The sequence below is a fragment of the Gordonia oleivorans genome (assembly GCF_040044975.1).
Classification (GTDB): Bacteria; Actinomycetota; Actinomycetes; order Mycobacteriales; family Mycobacteriaceae; genus Gordonia; species Gordonia oleivorans.
Genome location: NZ_JBDZDI010000001.1, coordinates 626171 through 646604, shown reverse-complemented (window position 1 = coordinate 646604; position 20434 = coordinate 626171). Strand labels below are relative to the sequence as shown.

12 protein-coding genes are annotated in these 20434 nt (G+C 67.5%); 10 read left to right on the top strand and 2 right to left on the bottom strand.

Annotated features, from left to right (window positions below; translation table 11 throughout):
• Positions 1 to 315: 315 nt before the first annotated feature.
• Complete coding sequence (locus tag ABLE92_RS02875; protein ID WP_348803042.1) at positions 316 to 1806, bottom strand: serine/threonine-protein kinase; 1491 nt, start codon at positions 1804 to 1806, stop codon at positions 316 to 318.
• Positions 1807 to 2215: 409 nt separating this feature from the next.
• Here ABLE92_RS02875 and ABLE92_RS02870 point away from each other — a divergent pair, with 409 nt between their 5' ends.
• Entirely contained in the window at positions 2216 to 2956 is a 741-nt protein-coding gene (locus ABLE92_RS02870; RefSeq protein WP_348803041.1) for a DUF5336 domain-containing protein, read from the top strand.
• A 53-nt stretch (positions 2957 to 3009) separates the two neighbouring features.
• On the opposite strand, the gene ABLE92_RS02865 is transcribed toward ABLE92_RS02870, so the two are convergent.
• The gene (locus ABLE92_RS02865; RefSeq protein ID WP_348803040.1) at positions 3010 to 6546 is read right to left on the bottom strand and encodes an indolepyruvate ferredoxin oxidoreductase family protein; all 3537 of its coding nucleotides are present in this window, start codon (positions 6544 to 6546) and stop codon (positions 3010 to 3012) included.
• 244 nt (positions 6547 to 6790) lie between these two features.
• Here ABLE92_RS02865 and ABLE92_RS02860 point away from each other — a divergent pair, with 244 nt between their 5' ends.
• From ABLE92_RS02860 to ABLE92_RS02820, 9 genes are all read left to right on the top strand, one after another.
• Complete coding sequence (locus ABLE92_RS02860; RefSeq protein WP_348803039.1) at positions 6791 to 8386, top strand: carboxyl transferase domain-containing protein; 1596 nt, start codon at positions 6791 to 6793, stop codon at positions 8384 to 8386.
• Between the two features lie 8 nt (positions 8387 to 8394).
• On the top strand, positions 8395 to 10512 hold the full coding sequence (locus tag ABLE92_RS02855; RefSeq protein WP_348803038.1) for an acetyl/propionyl/methylcrotonyl-CoA carboxylase subunit alpha: 2118 nt from the start codon (positions 8395 to 8397) through the stop codon (positions 10510 to 10512).
• A 61-nt stretch (positions 10513 to 10573) separates the two neighbouring features.
• Positions 10574 to 11719, top strand: a complete 1146-nt coding sequence (locus tag ABLE92_RS02850; RefSeq protein WP_348803037.1) for an acyl-CoA dehydrogenase family protein — start codon at positions 10574 to 10576, stop codon at positions 11717 to 11719.
• Positions 11716 to 12210 carry a MaoC family dehydratase gene (locus tag ABLE92_RS02845; protein WP_348803036.1) on the top strand — a complete coding sequence of 165 codons (495 nt, stop codon included), beginning with the start codon at positions 11716 to 11718 and terminating at the stop codon, positions 12208 to 12210. Before ABLE92_RS02850 ends, ABLE92_RS02845 begins: the two co-directional genes overlap by 4 nt.
• A gap of 58 nt (positions 12211 to 12268) precedes the next feature.
• Positions 12269 to 13147: an HpcH/HpaI aldolase/citrate lyase family protein gene (locus ABLE92_RS02840; RefSeq protein WP_348803035.1), complete on the top strand. Its 879-nt coding sequence runs from the start codon at positions 12269 to 12271 to the stop codon at positions 13145 to 13147.
• A 4-nt stretch (positions 13148 to 13151) separates the two neighbouring features.
• Complete coding sequence (locus tag ABLE92_RS02835; RefSeq protein ID WP_348803034.1) at positions 13152 to 14801, top strand: AMP-binding protein; 1650 nt, start codon at positions 13152 to 13154, stop codon at positions 14799 to 14801.
• Positions 14798 to 16801, top strand: a complete 2004-nt coding sequence (locus ABLE92_RS02830) for an acetoacetate--CoA ligase (RefSeq protein WP_348803033.1) — start codon at positions 14798 to 14800, stop codon at positions 16799 to 16801. Before ABLE92_RS02835 ends, ABLE92_RS02830 begins: the two co-directional genes overlap by 4 nt.
• Positions 16802 to 17288: 487 nt before the next feature.
• Positions 17289 to 18569, top strand: coding sequence for a DUF5336 domain-containing protein (locus ABLE92_RS02825; protein ID WP_348803032.1), 1281 nt, complete (start codon positions 17289 to 17291; stop codon positions 18567 to 18569).
• A gap of 147 nt (positions 18570 to 18716) precedes the next feature.
• Complete coding sequence (locus tag ABLE92_RS02820; RefSeq protein ID WP_348803030.1) at positions 18717 to 20330, top strand: cell division protein PerM; 1614 nt, start codon at positions 18717 to 18719, stop codon at positions 20328 to 20330.
• Positions 20331 to 20434 lie beyond the last annotated feature (104 nt).

Sequence of the window (20434 nt, the reverse complement as noted above, 5' to 3'; positions counted from 1 at the left end):
TCCGAGCACCCAGGTGGCGCTACAGCGCCCGATGATCAGTGCGGTGACCAGATAGGGATTGGCCCCGATCGATCCGGCGGTGTCACCTGCGACCGCGGCGTCGCCGGTCTCGGTTGCGGCTGAGGTGGTATCGCCGTGTCGAGGAGGATCGCGCATCCGGTCGCGACGACCAGTACACCTACCACGTGACGGCGATTGCGATCGGCGCGAATCATCGCGGCAACCACAAAGATCATAGCACCGACTATGCGGCACCCCTCGTATGCCGCATATATCGGTGGTGCGGAGATTCAGGACGATCGCCCGTCTGGCGGATCAACAGATCTGCCGGTTCATCGTGTCGCCGGCGTAGTTGACGATGACCCGAATGCAGGTGTTGGCGGGCGCGTACACGGCCGGGGTGAAGAACTGTTGCGGCGCAGCCGAATAGGAGGGCGAGGCCTGCCATCCGGAGGCCGCCGACCAGATGCGGGCACTGCCGGCCAGGCCACCGGGCGTGGCCACCTCGAGCCAGTTGTACCCCGACGGCGACAGATACAGGATCACCACCGCATTACCCAGGGACATCCGCCAGACCTGTCGACCGTTGGCGGGCAGGACCGGCGCCGACGGCGCGGACGAGAGCGGTGGAGGCACCTGCGACGGCACGACGGACGGCGCGGGGACCACCGAGGATGCGGGGAGGGACGGCGCTGCCGCATTCTCCGACGGCTCGTCGGAGGCTTTGGTTGTGAGGAACCATCCGCCGACGCCGAGCAGGGCGATCACGAGAATCGCGATGACGGCGATCAAGCCGTAGGTCGACGCTCGGGAGGTTGCTCGGGTCGGTTGCGTCGGTACGGGCGCAACCGCTTCGCGGGCGATGCGCACCACCGTGGGGTGACTGAACTCCGTCGTGGGTCGCGCAGTGGGGACCTGGGTCGGTGCACTGACGAGCCCCGCCGGATGGAACCCCGCCGGGTTGAGCCCCGCCGGATTGAGCCCCGCCGGATTGACCTCGGTCGGCCTGGCTGCCGCCGGGGGATGGTGCACAGCGCGCCGGGCATCGGCCACGAGCGTCGCAGCATCGGGATATCGATCCGCCGGATCCTTGGCCATGCCCCGCCTGATCACCCCATCGACCGGTGAGTTCAGTGGCGCCGGCAATTGATGCAGATGGGCGGAGATGATCTGCTCCGGATTCGTCTGCTGCGCGAAAGGTGCTCGACCAGAGAGACATTCGTAGAGGACCCCGGTCAGTGCGTAGATGTCGGCGGGTGGGCCGACGGTGTCGTCGGCGAATCGTTCCGGCGCCATGTAGCGAAACGATCCGATCGCATAGCCCGCTTGGGTGAAGTGCGTATCCGAATCGGTCATCGCCAGTCCGAAGTCGACGAGGTAGGCGAAGTCGTGCCGATCCACAAGGATGTTGTCCGGCTTGACGTCTCGGTGGGTCAGGCCCTCCTGGTGCGCGGCATCGAGGGCGGCGCCGATCTGCTCGACGATGTGCAGGGCGCGTTCGGGAGGCAGCGGGCCGTCCTCGGCGAGCACCTGGCGCAGGTCGCGGCCGTTGACCAGACGCATATCGATGAAGAGGTGACCGTCGATGGTGCCCCAGTCGTGGATGGGGATGATGTGCGGATCATTCAGGGCCGCGGCCATGTGGGACTCGCGAATGAAACGATCCCGCGCGGTCGGATCGTCAGCGACCGTGCGGCTGAGAAGTTTGATCGCGACGACGCGGCCACGTTTGGTATCGGTCGCCCGGTACACCTCGCCCATCCCGCCGCGACCGAGCAGTTCCTCGAGCCGATACTGCCCCAGCATGGTTCCAACGCGGTCGGTTCCTGACGGGGGTGTCGCTCCTGGAGTGTCTCGGGCATAGGGCATGTCTCCCATTGCCCTGTGCGGGTCGTGGCGGCTCGATTGGCCCCTGGCTGCGTTGTCGTCGGTCACACTGGCTCCGCTATTGCTCCCTCCTGCGCCTTGCCGCGGAACCATCGATTCCGCCAACCCCTCGCAGAAGCGGTGGGAGACACGCCCTGGTGGGCCCTGGCGGCGGCCAGGGAGCTTCGGATACTACCGCCCGGGGGCCGCCGATGGGGATCGTCCAATCGGACGAAAAGGACAGGTCGGGGTGAATGAATCTCGCGTCCGCGGTGCACCGGCACGGCATGCGCCCTCTACTCTGACCACCACGTGAAGGCCGTCCATGACGTGAAGGGAAGACGACGACGTGAATCCAGGCGATCCGAACCAACCGCAACAGACCTGGGCTGCCGGGCAACCGGCACCCGGGGCACCCGAGACCGCCGCGCCGGGGGTTGCCGGTGCGGCGCCCGGTCAGTATGCCGCGCCCGGTCAGTACTCGAGTCCCGGGCAGGTGCCCTATCCGCCGTCGCAACCCGTGCCGCCGCAACCCGTGCCGCCGCAACAGGCGCCGTCGGGCCAGTGGGGTGCCCAGCCCGGCCCGCAGGGCTGGGGTGCACCATCGCAGCCGGCACCGGCACGTCAATTCGATGTGCGTGCACAGCTGCCGGCGCTGCTGTTGATCGCGTCGACCGTCGCCGGCCTGGTCACTTACTTCATGGGCTTCGTCAGTTGGGTGGTGCCCGACAACTCCGCCTCCGAAACCGAAATCGAGAATTGGGCCGATAACTACGCGAACGGAAGCTCTGGTATCCCGGGGTTCGCGTCGTATGAAATCGTGCTCAATCCGGGCAAGTTCCTGATCGTGTTGGGCGCCATCGCGATTGCCGCCGCCCTGGTCCTGATACCCCGGTTCCGTAAGGCCGTGCCGTTCCTTGCGGTGGCCGCCGCCGGGGCCTGGCTGGCGCTGTTCTCCGCCGCGGTGACGACGACGTCGGTTCCGGTCATCGGCATCGGTGCCGGTGCCATCGTGGCGTTGATCTTCGGCTTCCTCCAGGTGGGGTTGCTCCTCGGAGCGGCGGTTCTGGGCGGGTTGCGCAAGGAGTGAGGTAGGGGTGGCGGGGGACGGGTGGTGGGCACCGAGCCCACCACCCGCGTCGGTCAGATCCCGAGAGCGTCGCGTCGCTCTGCCAGCGCTTCCCGGTACCTCTCCACATTGGCCATCTTGATGTGCTCGTAGCCGCGCACCATGTCGGGTAGGTCGGCCAACGCCACCGCGGCCGGGATCTCCTCGGCACCGATCCGACCCGATGCAAGTCCGGTGCACAGCGCGTCGAGCAGCTCGCGGTATTCGACGATCAGCGCGCGTTCGGTGCGTCGGATCTCGTTGTGGCCGAACGGGTCCAACTTGGTGCCGCGCAGTTTCTTCATGCGGCTCAGTGCGGTCATCCCGGGCTTCGCCCATGCGCCCAGCGAGATCTTCTCCTTCATCCCCAACGCCCGCAGCGTCGGCGGATGCAGCCGGATGGCGACCTTGGCGTCCGGGCCGTACTGGTCGGCGATCTGCGCGGCGAAGGCCGGATCGGCGGACAGGCGGGCCACCTCGTACTCGTCCTTGTAGGCCATCAACTTGTACAGATTGCGCGCCACCGCGTCAGTGAGAGCGTCACCGGCGCCGAGACGATGCACCCGCGCGATGTCGTCGACGTAGCGGCGCGCGTAGCGTTCGTCGGCATAGTCGACGAGATCGTCGGCGCGCAGTGCGATGGTTCGCGCCAACTCGTCGGTGATGGTGCCCAACGTCGAAACCCATGCGCGCGCACGATCGCTGGGCTGCGTCGCCGCCAACTGCGGATGCAGCCGGGCGATCTCGGTGCTCACCGCATCCTGGTCGGCGACGGCCTGGCGGCCACGCCGGAAGGCCTGGATGTTGGCGGCCACCGCGACGCCGTTGAGGCCGATCGCGCGCTCGATGGAAGCCGCGGTGATCGGCAGCGCCCCGGACTGATAGGCGGCACCGACGGCGAGCATGTTCGCGTACTGCTCATGCCCGAACAGGTCCGTGGACAGTGCTCCCGGATCCAGATAGACGGTGCGTGCCACCCGTGGCTCGATGACGTCGTGAATCTGCGTGTCGGAGGGGAATCCGACGGAGGTGTCGACGACCATCGACCCGGTCGGGATGCGGGTGGTGGAGACGACCGCGGTGGTGCGCTCCGGCGAGGTGACCTTGAGGTTGGTGGCGTCGGCACCGACCAGCGAATCGCAGGCCAGATACAGATCGCAGGTGCCGCCGGCCACCTTGGCGGCCAATTCGATGGGCCGCGAGGAGATCTTGATGTCACTGACCACCGCGCCGCCCTTCTGCGCGAGGCCGGTCATGTCGACGGTGCGGGCGGCGTGACCGTCGAGATTGGCCGCGGTCGCCAGCACCTGGGACAGGGTGACCACGCCGGTGCCGCCGATACCGGTGATCCGGATGGTGGCGACGTCGGTGTCGACCCCCAGGCGTGGCCGCTGAAGTGCCGGTGGGGCAACGGTATTCGCGTCCAGGTCGGCGGCCACAGCCCCGATGGCGCGCGTCGCGGTGCCCGGCGTCACCGTGACGAACGACGGGCAGTCACCGCTCAGGCACGAGTAGTCCAGGTTGCAGGAACTCTGATCGATACGGGTCTTGCGGCCGAACTCCGTCGGAACCGGATGCACCGACAGACAATTGGACTTCTCGCCGCAGTCACCGCACCCCTCGCAGATGCGTTCGTTGATCATCACCCGCGTCGTCGGGGTCTCGACGGTGCCGCGCTTGCGCTTACGGCGCTTCTCCGCGGCACACGCCTGATCGTGGATGAGGACGGTGACACCACTGATCGCGGCGAGCTCCCGCTGCACGTCGGCGAGATCGGCCCGCGGACGCACCTCGACGCCACGGGCGAGACCGGCCTTGCGGGTGCGCGTCACGTCATCGGAGGTGACGACGATCTTGGCGACATTCTCGGCGGCGAGAAGTGCGGTGATGCGTCCCAGGCTGAACTCGCCCACCGGATCCTGACCGCCGGTCATCGCCACCGTGCCGTTGTACAGCAGCTTGTAGGTGATGTTCTCACCCGCGGCGACCGCCGCGCGGATGGCCAGTGAACCCGAATGGGTGAAGGTGCCGTCGCCGAGGTTCTGCACGAAGTGATCGGCGGTGACGAACGGTGCCATGCCGATCCACTGCGCGCCCTCGCCACCCATCTGGGTGACGCCGGCGACATCGCCCACCTGATGCGGGTCCATCAGCAGAACCATGGCGTGGCAACCGATTCCGGCGCCGACCAACGTGTCGTCGGCGACCTTCGTCGAGCTGTTGTGCGGGCATCCCGAGCAGAAGTACGGGGAACGCACGGCCAGCGGGAGTTCGATGCGGGTACGTCGACGAGACGAGCGGTCGAGCCAGTCGATGGCCTCGTCGACGTGATGATGCCGCGCCAGGCGCATCGCGAGTCCGCGGGTGACTGCGTCGACGTCGAGTTCACCGAAGCGGGAGAACAGCGTTGAGCCGTTCTCATTGACCTTGCCGACGATGTGCGGGGCGATCGGGTCACGAAACAGGATGTCGCGCATCATCGTCTCGACGAAGTCACGCTTCTCCTCGACGACGATCACCTCGTCGAGGTGTCCCGAGGCGGTGTCGGTGATGAAGCGCCGCAGGATGTCCTGCTCGAGCGGATAGACCATGCCGAGTTTGAGAATCCGGATACCGAGGCGATTGAGGTCGGCCTCGGTCAACCCCATCAGATGCAGCGCCTCGCGGACGTCGAGATAGGTCTTGCCCGCGGCGACGATCCCGATGCGATCGTCGCTGCTGCGCACCGTGATCCAATTGAGGCCGTTGAGGCGGGCGTACTCCAGGGCACGGGGGAGGCGGGTGGTGAGCTGATTCTGTTCCAGCTCCATGAGATTCGCGCCGAGCAGGCGGCCGGACGGGATGTGCGGGCTGCGTCCGAGGGCGCCGTAGCGGGGATCGACCCGGGTGGGATCGAGCTGGACGGTCGACGCGCCGTCGGCCACATGCGCGGAGATCTTCAGCGAGGTCCACAGACCACTGGCCCGGCTCATGTGCGCCGCGTGCACCCCGAGATCGAGGATGTCCTGCGAATCGGCGGGATAGAGGATCGGGATGTAGAGATCGGCCAGGGCCATCTCCGATGCGCACGGCACCGTGGAGCTCTTCGCGCCGGGATCGTCGCCGACCAGGGCGACCGCGCCGCCGTCGGGATGGGTGCCGATGATGTTGGCGTGGCGCAGGGCGTCGGATGCGCGGTCGAGGCCGGGTGCCTTGCCGTACCAGTAGCCGACGATGCCCGAGCGGGCCTGACCGGCGGCGTCCGGGGCGAGCCCGGTGACCTGCGCGGCGACCTGCGATCCCATCACCGAGGTCGCGGCGAGCTCTTCGTTGAGGCCGGGGCGGTGGACGATGTCGAGGGGTTCGAGGAGCGCCCGGCGCTTGGCGAGCTCGAGGTCGTATCCGGCGAGGGGGGAACCTTCGTAGCCGGAGATGAAGGAGGCGGTCCGCTGATTCATGCGTCGATCGACGAGAGCGCGATCACGCACCATGCGGACGAGGGCGGCGATGCCGCCGAGGAAGACGGTGCCCGACTCGCGGACGTAACGGTCTTCCAGACCGCTGGTCGCGGGGGCATGCGGGGCGAGGGTCATGGGTTTACCTGGCCTTCTGTAGTTGTGGCGCGCGAACCGTGGGTGTCGGTCCGCCGTCGTGCGTGATGGGCCCGGGGGTGGTGGGCTCACCCACACCATACGAAAAATCGTGATGGCCGTCACGTCCGGGTGGAGAATGGTCGATGTGCAGCAGAGCCGATGAAAAAACGGCGGGCGCGTGACAGTGGGCAGTGACGTACGCTACAGTCACTTCAGTTAATTGTCACTAACTGAAAGGGAGCTGGTGGGTCCGACAGTCACAACCTCCGCCCCGACCACGGGTCCTCGCGCCGTCCACCTGTCCAATGTCGCCGAACTCCGCGAGAAGCTGCGGACCGCGGCTGCCGGCGGTGGCGAGCGTGCCCGGGCGCGCCACGAATCCCGCGGCAAACTCCTCCCGCGCGCCCGCGTCGACGGACTCCTCGACGTCGGATCGCCGTTCCTCGAGGTCGCCCCGCTCGCCGCGATCGACATGTACGACAGCAAGGTGCCCTCCGCCGGTGTGGTCGCCGGGATCGGGCGGGTGGCAGGCCGCGAATGCATGATCATCGCCAACGACGCCACCGTTTCCGGCGGCACCTACTACCCGATGACGGTGAAGAAACACCTGCGTGCCCAGGAGATCGCTGCCGCCAACCGGCTGCCGTGTATCTATCTCGTCGACTCCGGTGGCGCGATGCTGCTGCAGCAGGACGAGGTGTTCCCCGACCGCGAGCACTTCGGCCGGATCTTCTTCAATCAGGCGAACATGAGCGCCGCGGGCATCCCGCAGATCTCGGCCGTGCTCGGCTCGTCCACCGCCGGCGGCGCATACGTGCCCGCCATGAGTGACGAGACGGTCATCGTGCGCAACCAGGGCACCATCTTCCTGGCCGGCCCGCCGCTGGTGAAGGCGGCGACCGGCGAGGACGTCACCGCCGAGGATCTCGGTGGCGGTGCCATGCACTCGTCGGTGTCCGGGGTGACCGATCACCTCGTCGACAACGACGAGCAGGCCCTGGCCAAGGTCCGCGAGATCGTCGCGACCCTCGGACCGCGCGACCCGGCTCAGTGGGAACTGACCGCGGCGCAACCCGCCACGCGGCCCCAGACCGACATCTACGACGTCGTCCCCACCGACCCACGCATCCCCTACGACGTGCGCTCGGTCATCGAGATCCTCGTCGACGGTGGCGAGTACACCGAATTCAAGGCGAACTACGGGACCACCCTGGTCACCGTCTTCGCCCATCTGCACGGGCACCCGGTCGGCATCATCGCCAACAACGGGGTGCTGTTCAGCGAATCCGCGCTCAAGGGAGCACATTTCATCGAACTGTGCGACCAACGCCGCATCCCGCTGATCTTCCTGCAGAACATCACCGGCTTCATGGTCGGACGCGCCTACGAGGAAGGCGGTATCGCCAAGAACGGTGCCAAGATGGTCAACGCCGTTGCCTGCGCACGCGTCCCCAAGCTGACCGTGATGATCGGCGGCTCCTTTGGCGCCGGCAACTATTCGATGTGCGGACGCGCATACTCGCCGCGTTTCCTGTGGAGCTGGCCCAACGCCCGGATCTCGGTGATGGGCGGACCGCAGGCCGCCGACACCCTGGCGACGGTGCGCCGCAACCAGATCGAACGCTCCGGGGGCGAGTGGTCCGCCGACGACGAGGACGCCTTCAAACAACCCATCCGCGATCAGTTCGAACACCAATCCGATGCGTACTATTCGACGGCGCGACTCTGGGACGACGGCATCATCGATCCCGCCGACACCCGCACCGTCCTCGGCCTGGCACTCGAGGCCTGCCGATACGCCCCGTTGACCGATCCGCGCTACGGCGTCTTCCGGATGTGAGGCAGGCAATGTCTGTGACTTCTGAAATCCCCTCGACCACAGGTGAACACATCGATGACGATCGAGGCGTGTCCGCCGCTCCGCGCGTGATCCGCACCGTGCTGGTGGCCAATCGGGGCGAGATCGCCTGCCGCGTCATCGCCACCCTTCGTCGGCTCGGGCTGCGCAGCGTGGCCATCTACTCCGACCCGGACGCCCACGCCCGTCACGTGCGGGAGGCGGACACCGCCGTGCGAATCGGACCGGCGGCGGCGACCGCCAGCTACCTCGACATCGACGCGGTCGTGCGCGCCGCCCAGGCGACCGGCGCCGACGCCGTCCACCCGGGCTACGGATTCCTCTCGGAGAACCAGCAATTCGCGGCGGCACTGGCCGCCGCCGGGATCACCTTCATCGGCCCGCCGGCATCGGCCATCGCCACGATGGGTGACAAGATCACCGCCCGCGCCGCCGTCACCGAACGTGGTGTGCCGGTGGTACCGGGTCTGTCTCGTCCCGGGCTCACCGACTCCGACCTCATCGCCGCCGCCCCCGAGATCGGCTTCCCGGTGCTCATCAAGCCGAGCGCCGGTGGTGGCGGCAAAGGCATGCACCGGGTGGAATCGGCTGCGGGACTGCCCGATGCGCTGACCCGCGCCCGCCGCGAGGCGGCCGCCGCCTTCGGCGACGACGCCCTGTTCCTCGAGCATTTCGTCGACACGCCCCGGCACATCGAGGTGCAGGTGCTCGCCGACACCCACGGCAACGTCATCCATCTCGGTGAGCGGGAATGCTCGCTGCAACGGCGCCATCAGAAGGTCATCGAGGAGGCGCCGTCGGCGTTGCTCGACGCCGCGACCCGCGATCGCATCGGGCAGGCTGCCTGCGACGCCGCGCGCAGCGTCGGTTACACCGGCGCCGGGACCGTCGAGTTCATCGTGTCGGCGCACCGACCCGACGAGTTCTTCTTCATGGAGATGAACACCCGACTGCAGGTGGAACACCCCGTCACCGAGATGGTCACCGGAATCGACCTGGTGGAGCAGCAGATCCGGGTGGCGCGCGGTGAGACGCTGGCCATCGCGCAGAGCGACGTCACCTTCACCGGGCACGCCATCGAGGCCCGGGTGTACGCCGAGGATCCTGCAAACGGCTTCCTGCCCACCGGCGGTGAGATCGTCGCACTCGCCGAACCCGATATTAGTGCGGGACAGGGCGTGCGACTGGACTCGGCCATGCTGCCCGGACTGGTGGTCGGCAGTGACTACGACCCGATGCTGGCCAAGGTCATCGCCCACGGGGCCGATCGCGCCGAGGCCATCGAACGACTCGACCACGCGCTCAGCGACACCCGGGTTCTGGGAGTGGTCACCAACATCGACTTCTGTCGCTACGTCCTGGCCCGCCCCGAGGTTCAGGCGGCCCGCCTCGACACCGAGCTGCTGGACCGTCTGGCGGCCGATTACGTTGCCCCGGAACCGGTTCCCGAGGCGCTCGCACTGGTCGGCCTGGCCCGCGTGGGGCAACGACGTACCGACGACGTGTGGGATGCGGCGGTGGGCTTCCGGATCGGCGACCACGCGCCGGTCATCAGCAGGCTGTCGGCGGGAACGCATTCGCGGACGGTGTCCGCGGCGGTGCACGGAGCAGACGATCGGTGGGTGACCGCGGATGTCACCATCGTCGATGCGGACGAGGAGAACGCGGCGCCACCGTGGTCGGCGCATGTCGAATACCTTGCCGCGCATGCGACCACCTCCGGTCGCACCGCCCGGCTGATCGTCGACGGCATCAGCCAGCAATGGTCGCTCGCCGACATCGGCGACCAGTGGTGGGCAGGCGGGCCACAGGGAACCTGGATCGTCCAGCTGACGCGCACCACCCTCGATGCCGATACTGGTGAGGCGGCCGGCGACATCGCCTCGCCGATGCCGGGCACCGTCGTCGCCGTCGCGGCGTCCGACGGCGACGAGGTCACCGCCGGAACCGCGATCGTCGTCGTAGAGGCCATGAAGATGGAACACAGCCTCACCGCGCCCGTCGACGGGACCGTGACGGTCTCGGTCGCGGTGGGCGACAAGGTGTCCGCGGGCCAACTCCTCGCGCATGTCGACGCCCATCACGACCCCGCGGCGGATCGGTCATGACGATCGCGGCCGTCATCGCACATTCGCCCGAGTTCATCACACGCACAAAGGAACCCCAGCCATGGAGTTGACCCAGGACTACCTCGACCTGATCCACACGGTGCGTGACTTCGCACAATCGGTGGTGGCACCGGTCGCGGCGAAACACGATGCCGAACACAGCTTCCCGTATGAGGTCGTCGCCCAGATGGGCGCGATGGGACTGTTCGGACTTCCCTTCCCCGAAGAGGAAGGCGGAATGGGCGGTGACTACTTCGCGCTGTCGCTGGCCCTCGAGGAGCTCGGCAAGGTCGATCAGTCGGTGGCCATCACCCTTGAGGCCGGTGTGAGCCTCGGTGCCATGCCGATCCACAAGTTCGGCAGCGACGAGCAGAAGCAGCGGTGGTTGCCGTCGCTGACCGCCGGTGAGAATCTGGCCGGTTTCGGACTCACCGAACCGGGTGCCGGCTCGGACGCAGGTGCCACCGCCACCACCGCCAAGGACGACGGCGATTCCTGGATCATCAACGGCTCCAAGCAGTTCATCACCAACTCCGGTACCGATATCACCTCGCTGGTCACCGTCACCGCGGTCACCGGGACGAAAGACGATGGACGCAAGGAGATCTCGACGATCATCGTCCCCACCGACACGCCGGGATTCGTCGCCGAACCGGCGTACAACAAGGTCGGCTGGAATGCCTCGGACACCCATCCGCTGACCTTCACCGACGTGCGGGTCCCCAAGGAGAACCTCCTCGGGGTGCGCGGACGCGGGTACGCGAACTTCCTGTCGATCCTGGATGAGGGCCGAATCGCGATCGCCGCGTTGGCCACCGGCGCCGCGCAGGGCTGCGTCGACGAGAGCGTCAAGTACGCCAAGGAACGTCAGTCCTTCGGCCGGCCGATCGGGGAGTACCAGTCGGTGTCGTTCGCCATCGCACGTATGGAGGCCCGCGCGCACGTCGCCCGCACCGCCTACTACGACGCCGCGGCAAAGATGCTGGCGGGCAAGCCCTTCAAGAAGGAGGCGTCGATCGCCAAGATGGTGGCCAGTGAGGCGGCGATGGACAATGCGCGGATGGCCACCCAGATCCACGGGGGCTACGGCTTCATGAACGAGTACCCGGTGGCGCGGCACTACCGTGACTCCAAGATCCTCGAGGTCGGCGAGGGCACCACCGAGGTGCAGCTCATGCTGATCGCCCGGGAACTGGGGTTCGCATGAGTGAGCAGCAGACGCCCACCCGAATCGTGCAGCGCGGACTGTGGTTCGAGGAGTTCGAGGAGGGCACCATCTACGAGCACCGGCCCGGGCGGACCGTCACCGAGGCCGACAACGTCCTGTTCACGACGCTGACGATGAACACCCAGGCACTGCACCTCGACGCCGCGTGGTCGGCGCAGCAGCCCGGTTTCGGTGGACAGCGGCTCATCAACTCGATGTTCACGCTGTCGACCATCGTGGGATTGTCGGTGTCGCAGTTGACCCAGGGCACATTGGTGGCCAACCTCGGGTTCTCCGAAGTGGCCTTTCCGGCACCGCTGTTCGCCGGTGACACCCTGTACGCGGAGACCGAATGCACGGGTATCCGCGAATCGCGGTCCCGCCCCGGTGAGGGCGTGGTGAACCTGCTGCATGTGGGGCGTAACCAGGACGGGGTGGTGGTGGCGCGGGCCGCTCGTGCGACGCTGGTTCGGCGGCGTCCCCTCCAGTGACGACGGGGCGTCGGAGAAGAGTGTCAACGATGACGACGACGGAGGAGCGCCCGATAACATGACCTCGCAACCGGTGGAATCGTTCGGAAAGTCCTGGCTGCCAGGGGGACCGGCGATGTTGTTCTGTCCCGCCGACCGGCCCGAACGCTATCAGAAGGCCCTCGAACGGTCCGACGTGGTGATCCTCGATCTCGAGGACGCGGTGTCCCCGGAGAACCGGGTGGCCGCCCGCGAGGCCCTGGTCGCCCATCCGCTCGACCCCGATCGGGTGGTGGTCCGCATCAATCCCGCCGGCACCGGCGACTACCGGCGTGACCTCGCAGCGCTCGGCGACACCAACTACCGGGTGGTGATGCAGGCGAAGTCGGAGACGGCCGAGTCGATCACCGAGACCGCCTTGCAGACGATCGCCCTGATCGAGACACCGGCCGGGGCGGTCCGCGCCCACGAGATCGCCGCCGCCGTCAACTGCATCGGATTGATGTGGGGCGCCGAGGATCTGGTCGCCGGGCTCGGCGGCAAGTCGAGCCGCTTCGGCCCGGAGGAACGCAACCCGGGAACCTACCGCGACGTGGCCCGCTACACCCGGTCGGTGGTCCGCCTCGCCGCCGCGGCCGCCGGCAAGTTCGCCGTCGACGCGGTGCATCTGGATTTCCGTGACACCGAGGGCCTGGCCCTCGAGGTCACCGACGCGGTGGCACTCGGATATGTGGCCACCGCATGTATCCACCCGTCGCAGGTCGAGACGATCCGTGCCGGCTACACGCCGACCGACGACGAGGTCGCCTGGGCCCGGCGCGTCATCGACGGATCGGCGGACTTCGGGGGCGGTGTCTTCAGTATCGACGGGCAGATGATCGACGGTCCCGTATTCCGCCAGGCCGAGGCGGTTCTCTCGCGTGCGGCCACCACCACCGAGTCAACGAAGGAAGAGTGAACCGATGTCCGAACTGGCCTACGCCCATGGCGAATCCGAGCCTGCCCTGCTGACGGAGACGATCGGGCAGACCCTGGCGCGGATCACCGCCGACCACGGTGATCGCATCGCCCTCATCGATGCGCCCAGCGGTCGGCAGTGGACCTACGCGGAGTTCCGGCGGGATGTGCTCGCCCTCGCGGCGGGGCTGGTTCGGCTGGGTGTCCAGGCCGGTGACCGGGTCGGACTGTGGTCACCCAACCGCGCGGAATGGGTGTTCACCCAGTACGCGACCGCGGAGATCGGGGCGATCCTGGTCAATCTCAACCCCGCCTACCGGCAACACGAGATCGAGTACGCGCTGACCCAGTCCGGCGCGAGCGTCGTCGTCGCCGCGTCGAGATACAAGGACTCCGACTACGCCGGGATGCTCGCGGCCGCCCGCCCGAACGCGCCCGAGTTGCGTGAGGTGATCCTGTTCGACTCGGCGGAGTGGGCGTCGGTGACGAGCACTCCGACCGATGCGGAGCTCGACGCGGTGGCCGAGCGGGCCGCGTCGTTGCGTCCCGACGACGCCATCAACATCCAATACACTTCCGGCACAACAGGGTTCCCGAAGGGTGCCACCCTGTCGCATGCGAACATCGGCAACAACGGCTACCTGGTGGGTGAACTGCTCAACTACACCGCCGATGACCGGATCTGTATCCCGGTGCCGTTCTATCACTGCTTCGGCATGGTGATGGGCAATCTCGCCGCCACCAGTCACGGTGCGGCCATGGTCATCCCGGCGCCCACCTTCGATCCCGAGGCGTCGCTGCGGGCGGTCGCCGAATACGGTTGCACCAGTTTGTACGGCGTCCCCACCATGTTCATCGCTGAACTCGCCCTGCTGGATTCGGGAGCGGAGTTCGATCTGTCGACGTTGCGCACCGGCATCATGGCGGGCTCGCCGTGCCCCGAACACGTGATGCGCCAGGTCGTCGACCGCATGCACATGAGCGAGGTGTCCATCTGCTACGGCATGACCGAGACCTCGCCGGTGTCCACGCAGACCCGCGTCGACGACGAACTGTCCCTGCGGGTCGGCACCGTCGGGCGGGTGGGTCCGCACCTGTCGATCAAGGTGATCGATCCGGTGACCGGCGAGACCCTGCAGCGCGGCGAGACCGGCGAATTCTGCACGCGCGGTTACAGTGTCATGAAGGGATACTGGAATCAGCCGGACAAGTCCGCCGAGGTACTGGTGCCCGACGCCGACGATCCCGACGGCGGACCGTGGATGCGCACCGGCGACCTCGCGGTGATGGACCCGAACGGCTACGTGCGCATCACCGGCCGCATCAAGGACATGGTGATCCGCGGTGGTGAGAACATCTATCCGCGTGAGATCGAAGAGTTCCTCTACACCCATCCCGACATCCTCGACGCCCAGGTGATCGGCGTTCCCGACGCGAAGTACGGCGAGGAACTCATGGCGTGGATCCGGTTGCGGGAGGGCGCAACCGAACTCACCGTCGACGACGTCCGGGACTTCGCGACCGGACAGATCGCCCGGCACAAGATCCCGCGCTACGTCCACGTCGTCAAGGAGTTCCCGATGACGGTCACCGGAAAGGTTCGCAAGGTGCAGATGCGCGAAGAATCCGTCGAGATCCTGGGACTGCTGCGATGACCGGAAGCGTCCCGGACGTGGTCGAGGTGGGGGAGACCGCACAACTCGACGCCTTCGCGGCGGCCGTCGCCGACCGGTACGGGGTCGACGTCGGCGACTACGCGTCGCTGTGGGAGTGGTCGACGACGCGGCCCGCCGAGTTCTGGCGGGCCGTGTGGGAGTTCTACGCATTGGTGGAGATCGGCGGAGAACTCGACGACGGCGATGCTGCGGTTCTCGCGTCCACGAACATGCCGGGATCGCAATGGTTTCCGGGCGTTCACCTCAACTACGTCGATCAGGTGTTGCGTCATGCGGTGACCATCGGGTCGGCCGACAGTGCCCGCGCGGCGATCGTCGGAATCGACGAGGACGGCGTGCGGTCGGAGGTGACGTGGGCGGAGTTGCCGGACCTCGTCGGGAGATTGGCCTCGACGCTGCGCGGGTTGGGAGTCGGGGCCGGTGACGTCGTCGCCGCCTACCTGCCCGACGTGCCCGAGGCGGTGGTGGCCTTCCTCGCGACCGCCTCTCTCGGTGCCATCTGGTCGGGCTGCGGGCAGGACTACGCACCCGAGGGAGCGGCCGGCCGACTCGGCCAGCTCGAACCCAAGGTCCTGTTCAGTGCCTCCGGGTACCGCTACAACGGCAAAGATGTCGACAAGGTCGCCGACAGTGCGGCGCTGGCGTCGTCGCTGCCCGGCCTGGTGGCCCACATCGTGGTGGGAGATGCTGCGCGTCACCAGGATTCGGGCGTTCGGGTGCTCTCCTATGTGGAAGCCGTGGCCGCCGACGCGGTGGTGCGGCCGGAGCCGGTGCCCTTCGACCACCCGCTGTGGGTGCTGTTCAGTTCGGGTACCACCGGACGGCCGAAAGGGATCGTGCACGGACACGGCGGCGTCGTCCTCGAGCACCTGAAGGCCGCCGGTCTGCATGCCGGGCTCGGCGAATCCGACGTGTTCTTCTGGCAGACCGCGCTGAGCTGGATGATGTGGAACTTCCAGGTGGCCGGTCTGCTGTGCGGGTCGACCATCGTGTGCTACAGCGGATCTCCGCTCTATCCGGACGCCGACCATCTGTGGCGGATCGTCGCCGACGAGAAGGTCACGTATTTCGGCACGAGCCCCGGACAGTTGCAGGCGTCGCGTAAGGCGGGACTCGTGCCCGGACGTGATCACGACCTGTCGGCGTTGCGTGCCCTGGGAAGTACCGGATCGTCGCTGGCCGGCGACCTGTTCGACTGGGTCGAAGAGAATGTGGCACACGGACTTCCCGTCTCGTCCATCAGTGGGGGCACCGACGTCGTCACCGCGTTCGCCGGCGGATCGGTCGGGGTGGCGGTGGTTCCCGGTGAACTCTCGGTGCGCTATCTCGCTGTGGCACTGGAGAGTTGGGCGCCGGATCGGACGCCGCTGATCGGTGAGGTCGGCGAGATGGTCATCACCGCACCGATGCCGTCGATGCCCGTCGGATTCTGGCGCGATGACGAAGGAAAGCGCTATCGCGCAGCATATTTCGAGCATGAATGGACCGACGGTGGGGCCGACTCGTCCCCGGTGTGGCGGCACGGCGACTGGGTGACCGTGACCGATCGCGGATCGCTGATCATCCACGGACGCAGTGATGCGACGTTGAATCGTCACGGAATCCGGATGGGTTCGGCCGACATCTACGAGGTCGTCGAGAGCATCGACGAGATCGCCGAGGCCTTCGTCCTGGGAGTGGACGGACCCGACGGCGCCTACTGGATGCCGCTGTTCGTCACCCTCGTCCCCGGAGCAGAACTCGACGACGACCTGCGCGCGCGCATCGCCGCCGACGTCCGGAAACGGCTGTCGCCGCGCCACGTCCCCGACGAGGTGATCCTGGCGCCGGGCATTCCGCACACCCGGACCGGAAAGAAGCTCGAGGTGCCGGTGACCTCGGTGCTGGCCGGTCGTCCCGTCGACATCGACCCGCGGTCCGTCGACGATCATTCGCTGATCGACTGGTACGCGCAGCAGGGCGCCCAACATCGGTGGTGAGCCCGCGATCGTCGGGCTTCCCTGTCGTTGACAGCGCTCTCCCTGGCGTTGACAGCGCTTTGCTGGTCGTTGACAGCGCTTGCCTCGTCGACGTTCCGACGGTGATCGCTGCTGATTCGACTGTGTGACAAGCACTCCCGACGTCCGGTGGCGGTGTGGAGAGCGCTGTCAACGTCGACGAGAGCGCTGTCAGTGAGGAGGAGAGCGCTGTCAGTGGAGACCAGAGCGCTGTCAACGTCAACGAGAGCGCTGTCAGTGAAGAGGGGAGCGCTGTCAGTGAGGACGAGAGCGCTGTCAACGACGCGGGGTCATTCAGGCGACCGAACCGCGGGTCGGGATTGCCGGAATGATCCACAACTTCGACGTCGGCCCTGTGGCCCGTGCGCGAGATGTATTAGCGTGGTCAAAAGTGTGCCCCGGGGTGCGGTGAACGCATGGCGTTCGGGGGTGCAGCGAAACCAAGACGTCTTTGTGGCAGGAGAAGTAGATGACCTACCCATCCGGAGGTGCCGGTTACGGGCAGCAACCCGATCCGGGACAGTCCTATGGACAGCAGGGCGGGGGATACTCCCAGCCCGGCGATGCGTCCGCGTCCCAGGGCTACGGGCAGTACGGCCAGGGCTACGGTGATCCGTCCACGTACGGGCAGCAGAGCTATCCCCAGGGATACGGCCAGCAGGGCTATGGCGACCAATCGGGCTATGGCCAGCAGGGATATGGCCAGCAGGGATACGGTGATCCGTCGTCCTACGGTCAGCAGGGATACGGCCAACAAGGGAATGGCCAGCAGGGCTACGGCCAGCCCGCCGCTCCCAAGCAGCCGTTTGCCGGGTTCCCGCCGATCGTTGCACCCGTGCTGGCCGCCACCATCGGTGTCCTCGGCGTGGTCGTGTTGTTCTGCGGTTTCGCCGCAGGGCTGACCGGAAGCGAGACGGATCCGTTCACCGGCCAGGAAGTCCAGGGGTCCATCGAACTGTTCGCGAGTTATCTGAACGCGGCCTACGTCCTTGTCGTCCTCACCGGATTTCTCGCCTTCACCGGGCTGCTCAAGTCCTATCGTGTGGCTCCGGCAGTCGCAGCGGCGTCGGTCGCCGGGGTGTTCATCACGATCCTCACCTACGTCGGCTCCGATCTGCAGGAGAACACGGAGCACGGCGCGGGCGCCATCATCCTGCTCGTGCTGTCGATCCTGATCTTCCTGCTGGCCATCTTCTGGTTGCTCCTCGACCTCAAGGTCATCAAGACCGCACCCGTGCCCGACGCGACCGCCGCCGGAGCCACCGCAGCCACTGTCACCGACCAGGCGTCCACCGACCCGACCGCACCCGCCGCGTCGGCATACGGCCAGCCGGCCGGTTACGGAGCGGTGTCGCAGCCGCAGGCCACCAGCGTCATCCCGGCCGGTTCCGAGCATGCGACGACGGTGTACCCGTCCGCGGCAGCGTCGGCTCCGGCCGCGTCGACCCCGGCAGCGGCCACGCCGGCCACGGCCTCGCAGCCGGGGACGGCCGCAGCCCCGGCGCCGTCCGCCTATGACCCGTCGGCGTATGCCGGATACGGTCACGGTCAGCACGCGGCCGCATCGCCGTCGACGCCCGGCACCCAGATCCCCGGTGCCTCCGTTCCCGGCGCCTCGATCCCCGGCGCATCCGTCCCCGGGACCACCCCGGGGGCGTCGGCGAGTCCGCAGGCCGCCGGCGAGGCCACACCCGGTTCGGAGAACGCGACGTCGATCTTCCAGAAGCCGGAGCCGCCGAAGGCCCCGTGAGCGACGCTCAGCACATCGACATCGGCCCCCGATCCCTGCCGGGATCGGGGGCCGACTCGTTTCTCCACGGGTGTCGTCGGTCGCTTTCTGCTGACGACGCGGCGCGTCTACGGGACCTCACTGGTCACACATGTCACTCTCGATTCGATGCCCACGCTCAAATCCGTCCCGGTCGCCGACAACCTCGCATCCCGCCTCCGTGATGTGCGGCGGGCCCGTCGCGCGCAGACGGAGGCGACCGAACACCGGCCACGTGAACTGGTTCTGATCGCCTTCGCCGTACCGGTCATCACCACCCTGGCCTGCCTCGTCATCGTGTTGGCCGTGCTGCTGATGGCGGGGAGCGGACTGTCCGGCGTGGGTGCGGCAGTCGCCACCTGTTGGCTGGCGATCAACCAGACCCCGATCACCGTGAGCGGTGTGACCGTCGGGGTGCTCCCGCTCCTGCCCACCTTCCTCGTCGCCGGGGGCACCGTGAAAGTGGTGGCGTCCAGCGGTCGCAGTCGCCGTCGCCTGCCGGAGCTCGTTTCCGCGGGTGCTGCCGCGGTCGGCGGGTCACTGCTGGTCACGGCCATCGCGCTGGCCGTGGTGATGGACGGGTCGTCGTCGCTGCCGATCCAGAGTCCGAGCCCGCTCAAGGCGTTCGCGCTGACCCTGCTGATCCAAGGGCTGGCCGCCGGACTCGGCGTGATCCTGGGACACCGCGATCTGCGCGACCGGGCGAGCGCCGCCGATCGGCGGGGAATCCGCTACGGCGTGGTCGCCGTCCTCGCGCTCTTCGCGGCCGGCGGACTGTTCGTCGTCCTCCGCCTCGTGCTGCGATTCCGTGTTCTGTGCGACCTGATCGCGACCGGCGTCGACTTCGACGGCCATCTCGGTCTGACGATGCTGTCGATCCTGTACCTGCCCAACATCATGATCGGGGCCGCCGCGGTGCTGGTCGGCTCGCAGGTACATGTGGGGCCGGTGTCCGCGGATCTCTTCGCGGTGCGGGGTGGTTCGGTACCCCCGCTTCCCGTCCTGGCCGTGCTCCCGACGCAGTCGGTGTGGTGGGCCGCATTCGGGTTGGTCGTGCCGGCCGCCATCGCTATGTTCGCGGCGTGGAAATGCCGGTCGGCGGATCTGGCCGGGTACGCGCGGTCGGTGGGGATGGCCGCAGCCCTCGCCGCCACGGCAATGGTGTTCTTCGGGTGGCTGGCCGGCGGATCGCTCGGCGAGATCGGGACGACCGGGGTCACGGTGGTCACCGCCGGCGTGTTCACCCTGGGATGGTTCGCCGCGGCCGGAATCGTTGTCGCATTGATTCACAACATCGTGCCCATGCTGCGCCGTGGTTCCGCCCCTGTCGCAGACGACGATGACTGGCTTGACGAGATGGACTTCGACGACGACTACCTCGCCGAGGACTACGACGACGACTACGACGAGGATTACCTGGCCGAGGACTACGACGAGGCGGCCGCGGACGACGAACTCCGGGACGACGAGGCCTGGGACGACCAGGACCCGGACGACGAAGCCGTTCTGGATGCGGAATCGGTCGACGGTGATGACGAGCCAGTCGATGTCGCCGCTGATCGGGACCCGCAAGACATGGCCGCCCCGACCGCCGACGACCGCGTCGACGCCGCGCGACACCGTGCGGGTCCGCGTTCCGATCCCGCCGACGAGTGGGATGAGGACGGCGATGGGGAGTGGGACACCACCACACGTGATCTCGGCCATTCCACCGGCGACCGGCAGGCCCCGACCCAATCTTGATCGAACGATCGTCATGCCGCCCCGGCGCATCCGGGTCGGTGCCCGCCCACTAGGCTTTGCGTCGTGACACCTGCTCCATCCGACGGCACCTTCGCCCCGCGCGC

Excerpts from the sequence above, each read along its gene's own strand:
- ABLE92_RS02875 (WP_348803042.1), bottom strand. The coding sequence starts at position 1,806 with ATGCTGGGGCAGTATCGGCTCGAGGAACTGCTCGGTCGCGGCGGGATG.
- ABLE92_RS02865 (WP_348803040.1), bottom strand. The coding sequence starts at position 6,546 with ATGACCCTCGCCCCGCATGCCCCCGCGACCAGCGGTCTGGAAGACCGT.
- ABLE92_RS02855 (WP_348803038.1), top strand. The coding sequence starts at position 8,395 with ATGTCTGTGACTTCTGAAATCCCCTCGACCACAGGTGAACACATCGAT.
- ABLE92_RS02850 (WP_348803037.1), top strand. The coding sequence starts at position 10,574 with ATGGAGTTGACCCAGGACTACCTCGACCTGATCCACACGGTGCGTGAC.
- ABLE92_RS02845 (WP_348803036.1), top strand. The coding sequence starts at position 11,716 with ATGAGTGAGCAGCAGACGCCCACCCGAATCGTGCAGCGCGGACTGTGG.
- ABLE92_RS02840 (WP_348803035.1), top strand. The coding sequence starts at position 12,269 with ATGACCTCGCAACCGGTGGAATCGTTCGGAAAGTCCTGGCTGCCAGGG.
- ABLE92_RS02835 (WP_348803034.1), top strand. The coding sequence starts at position 13,152 with ATGTCCGAACTGGCCTACGCCCATGGCGAATCCGAGCCTGCCCTGCTG.
- ABLE92_RS02830 (WP_348803033.1), top strand. The coding sequence starts at position 14,798 with ATGACCGGAAGCGTCCCGGACGTGGTCGAGGTGGGGGAGACCGCACAA.
- ABLE92_RS02825 (WP_348803032.1), top strand. The coding sequence starts at position 17,289 with ATGACCTACCCATCCGGAGGTGCCGGTTACGGGCAGCAACCCGATCCG.
- ABLE92_RS02820 (WP_348803030.1), top strand. The coding sequence starts at position 18,717 with ATGCCCACGCTCAAATCCGTCCCGGTCGCCGACAACCTCGCATCCCGC.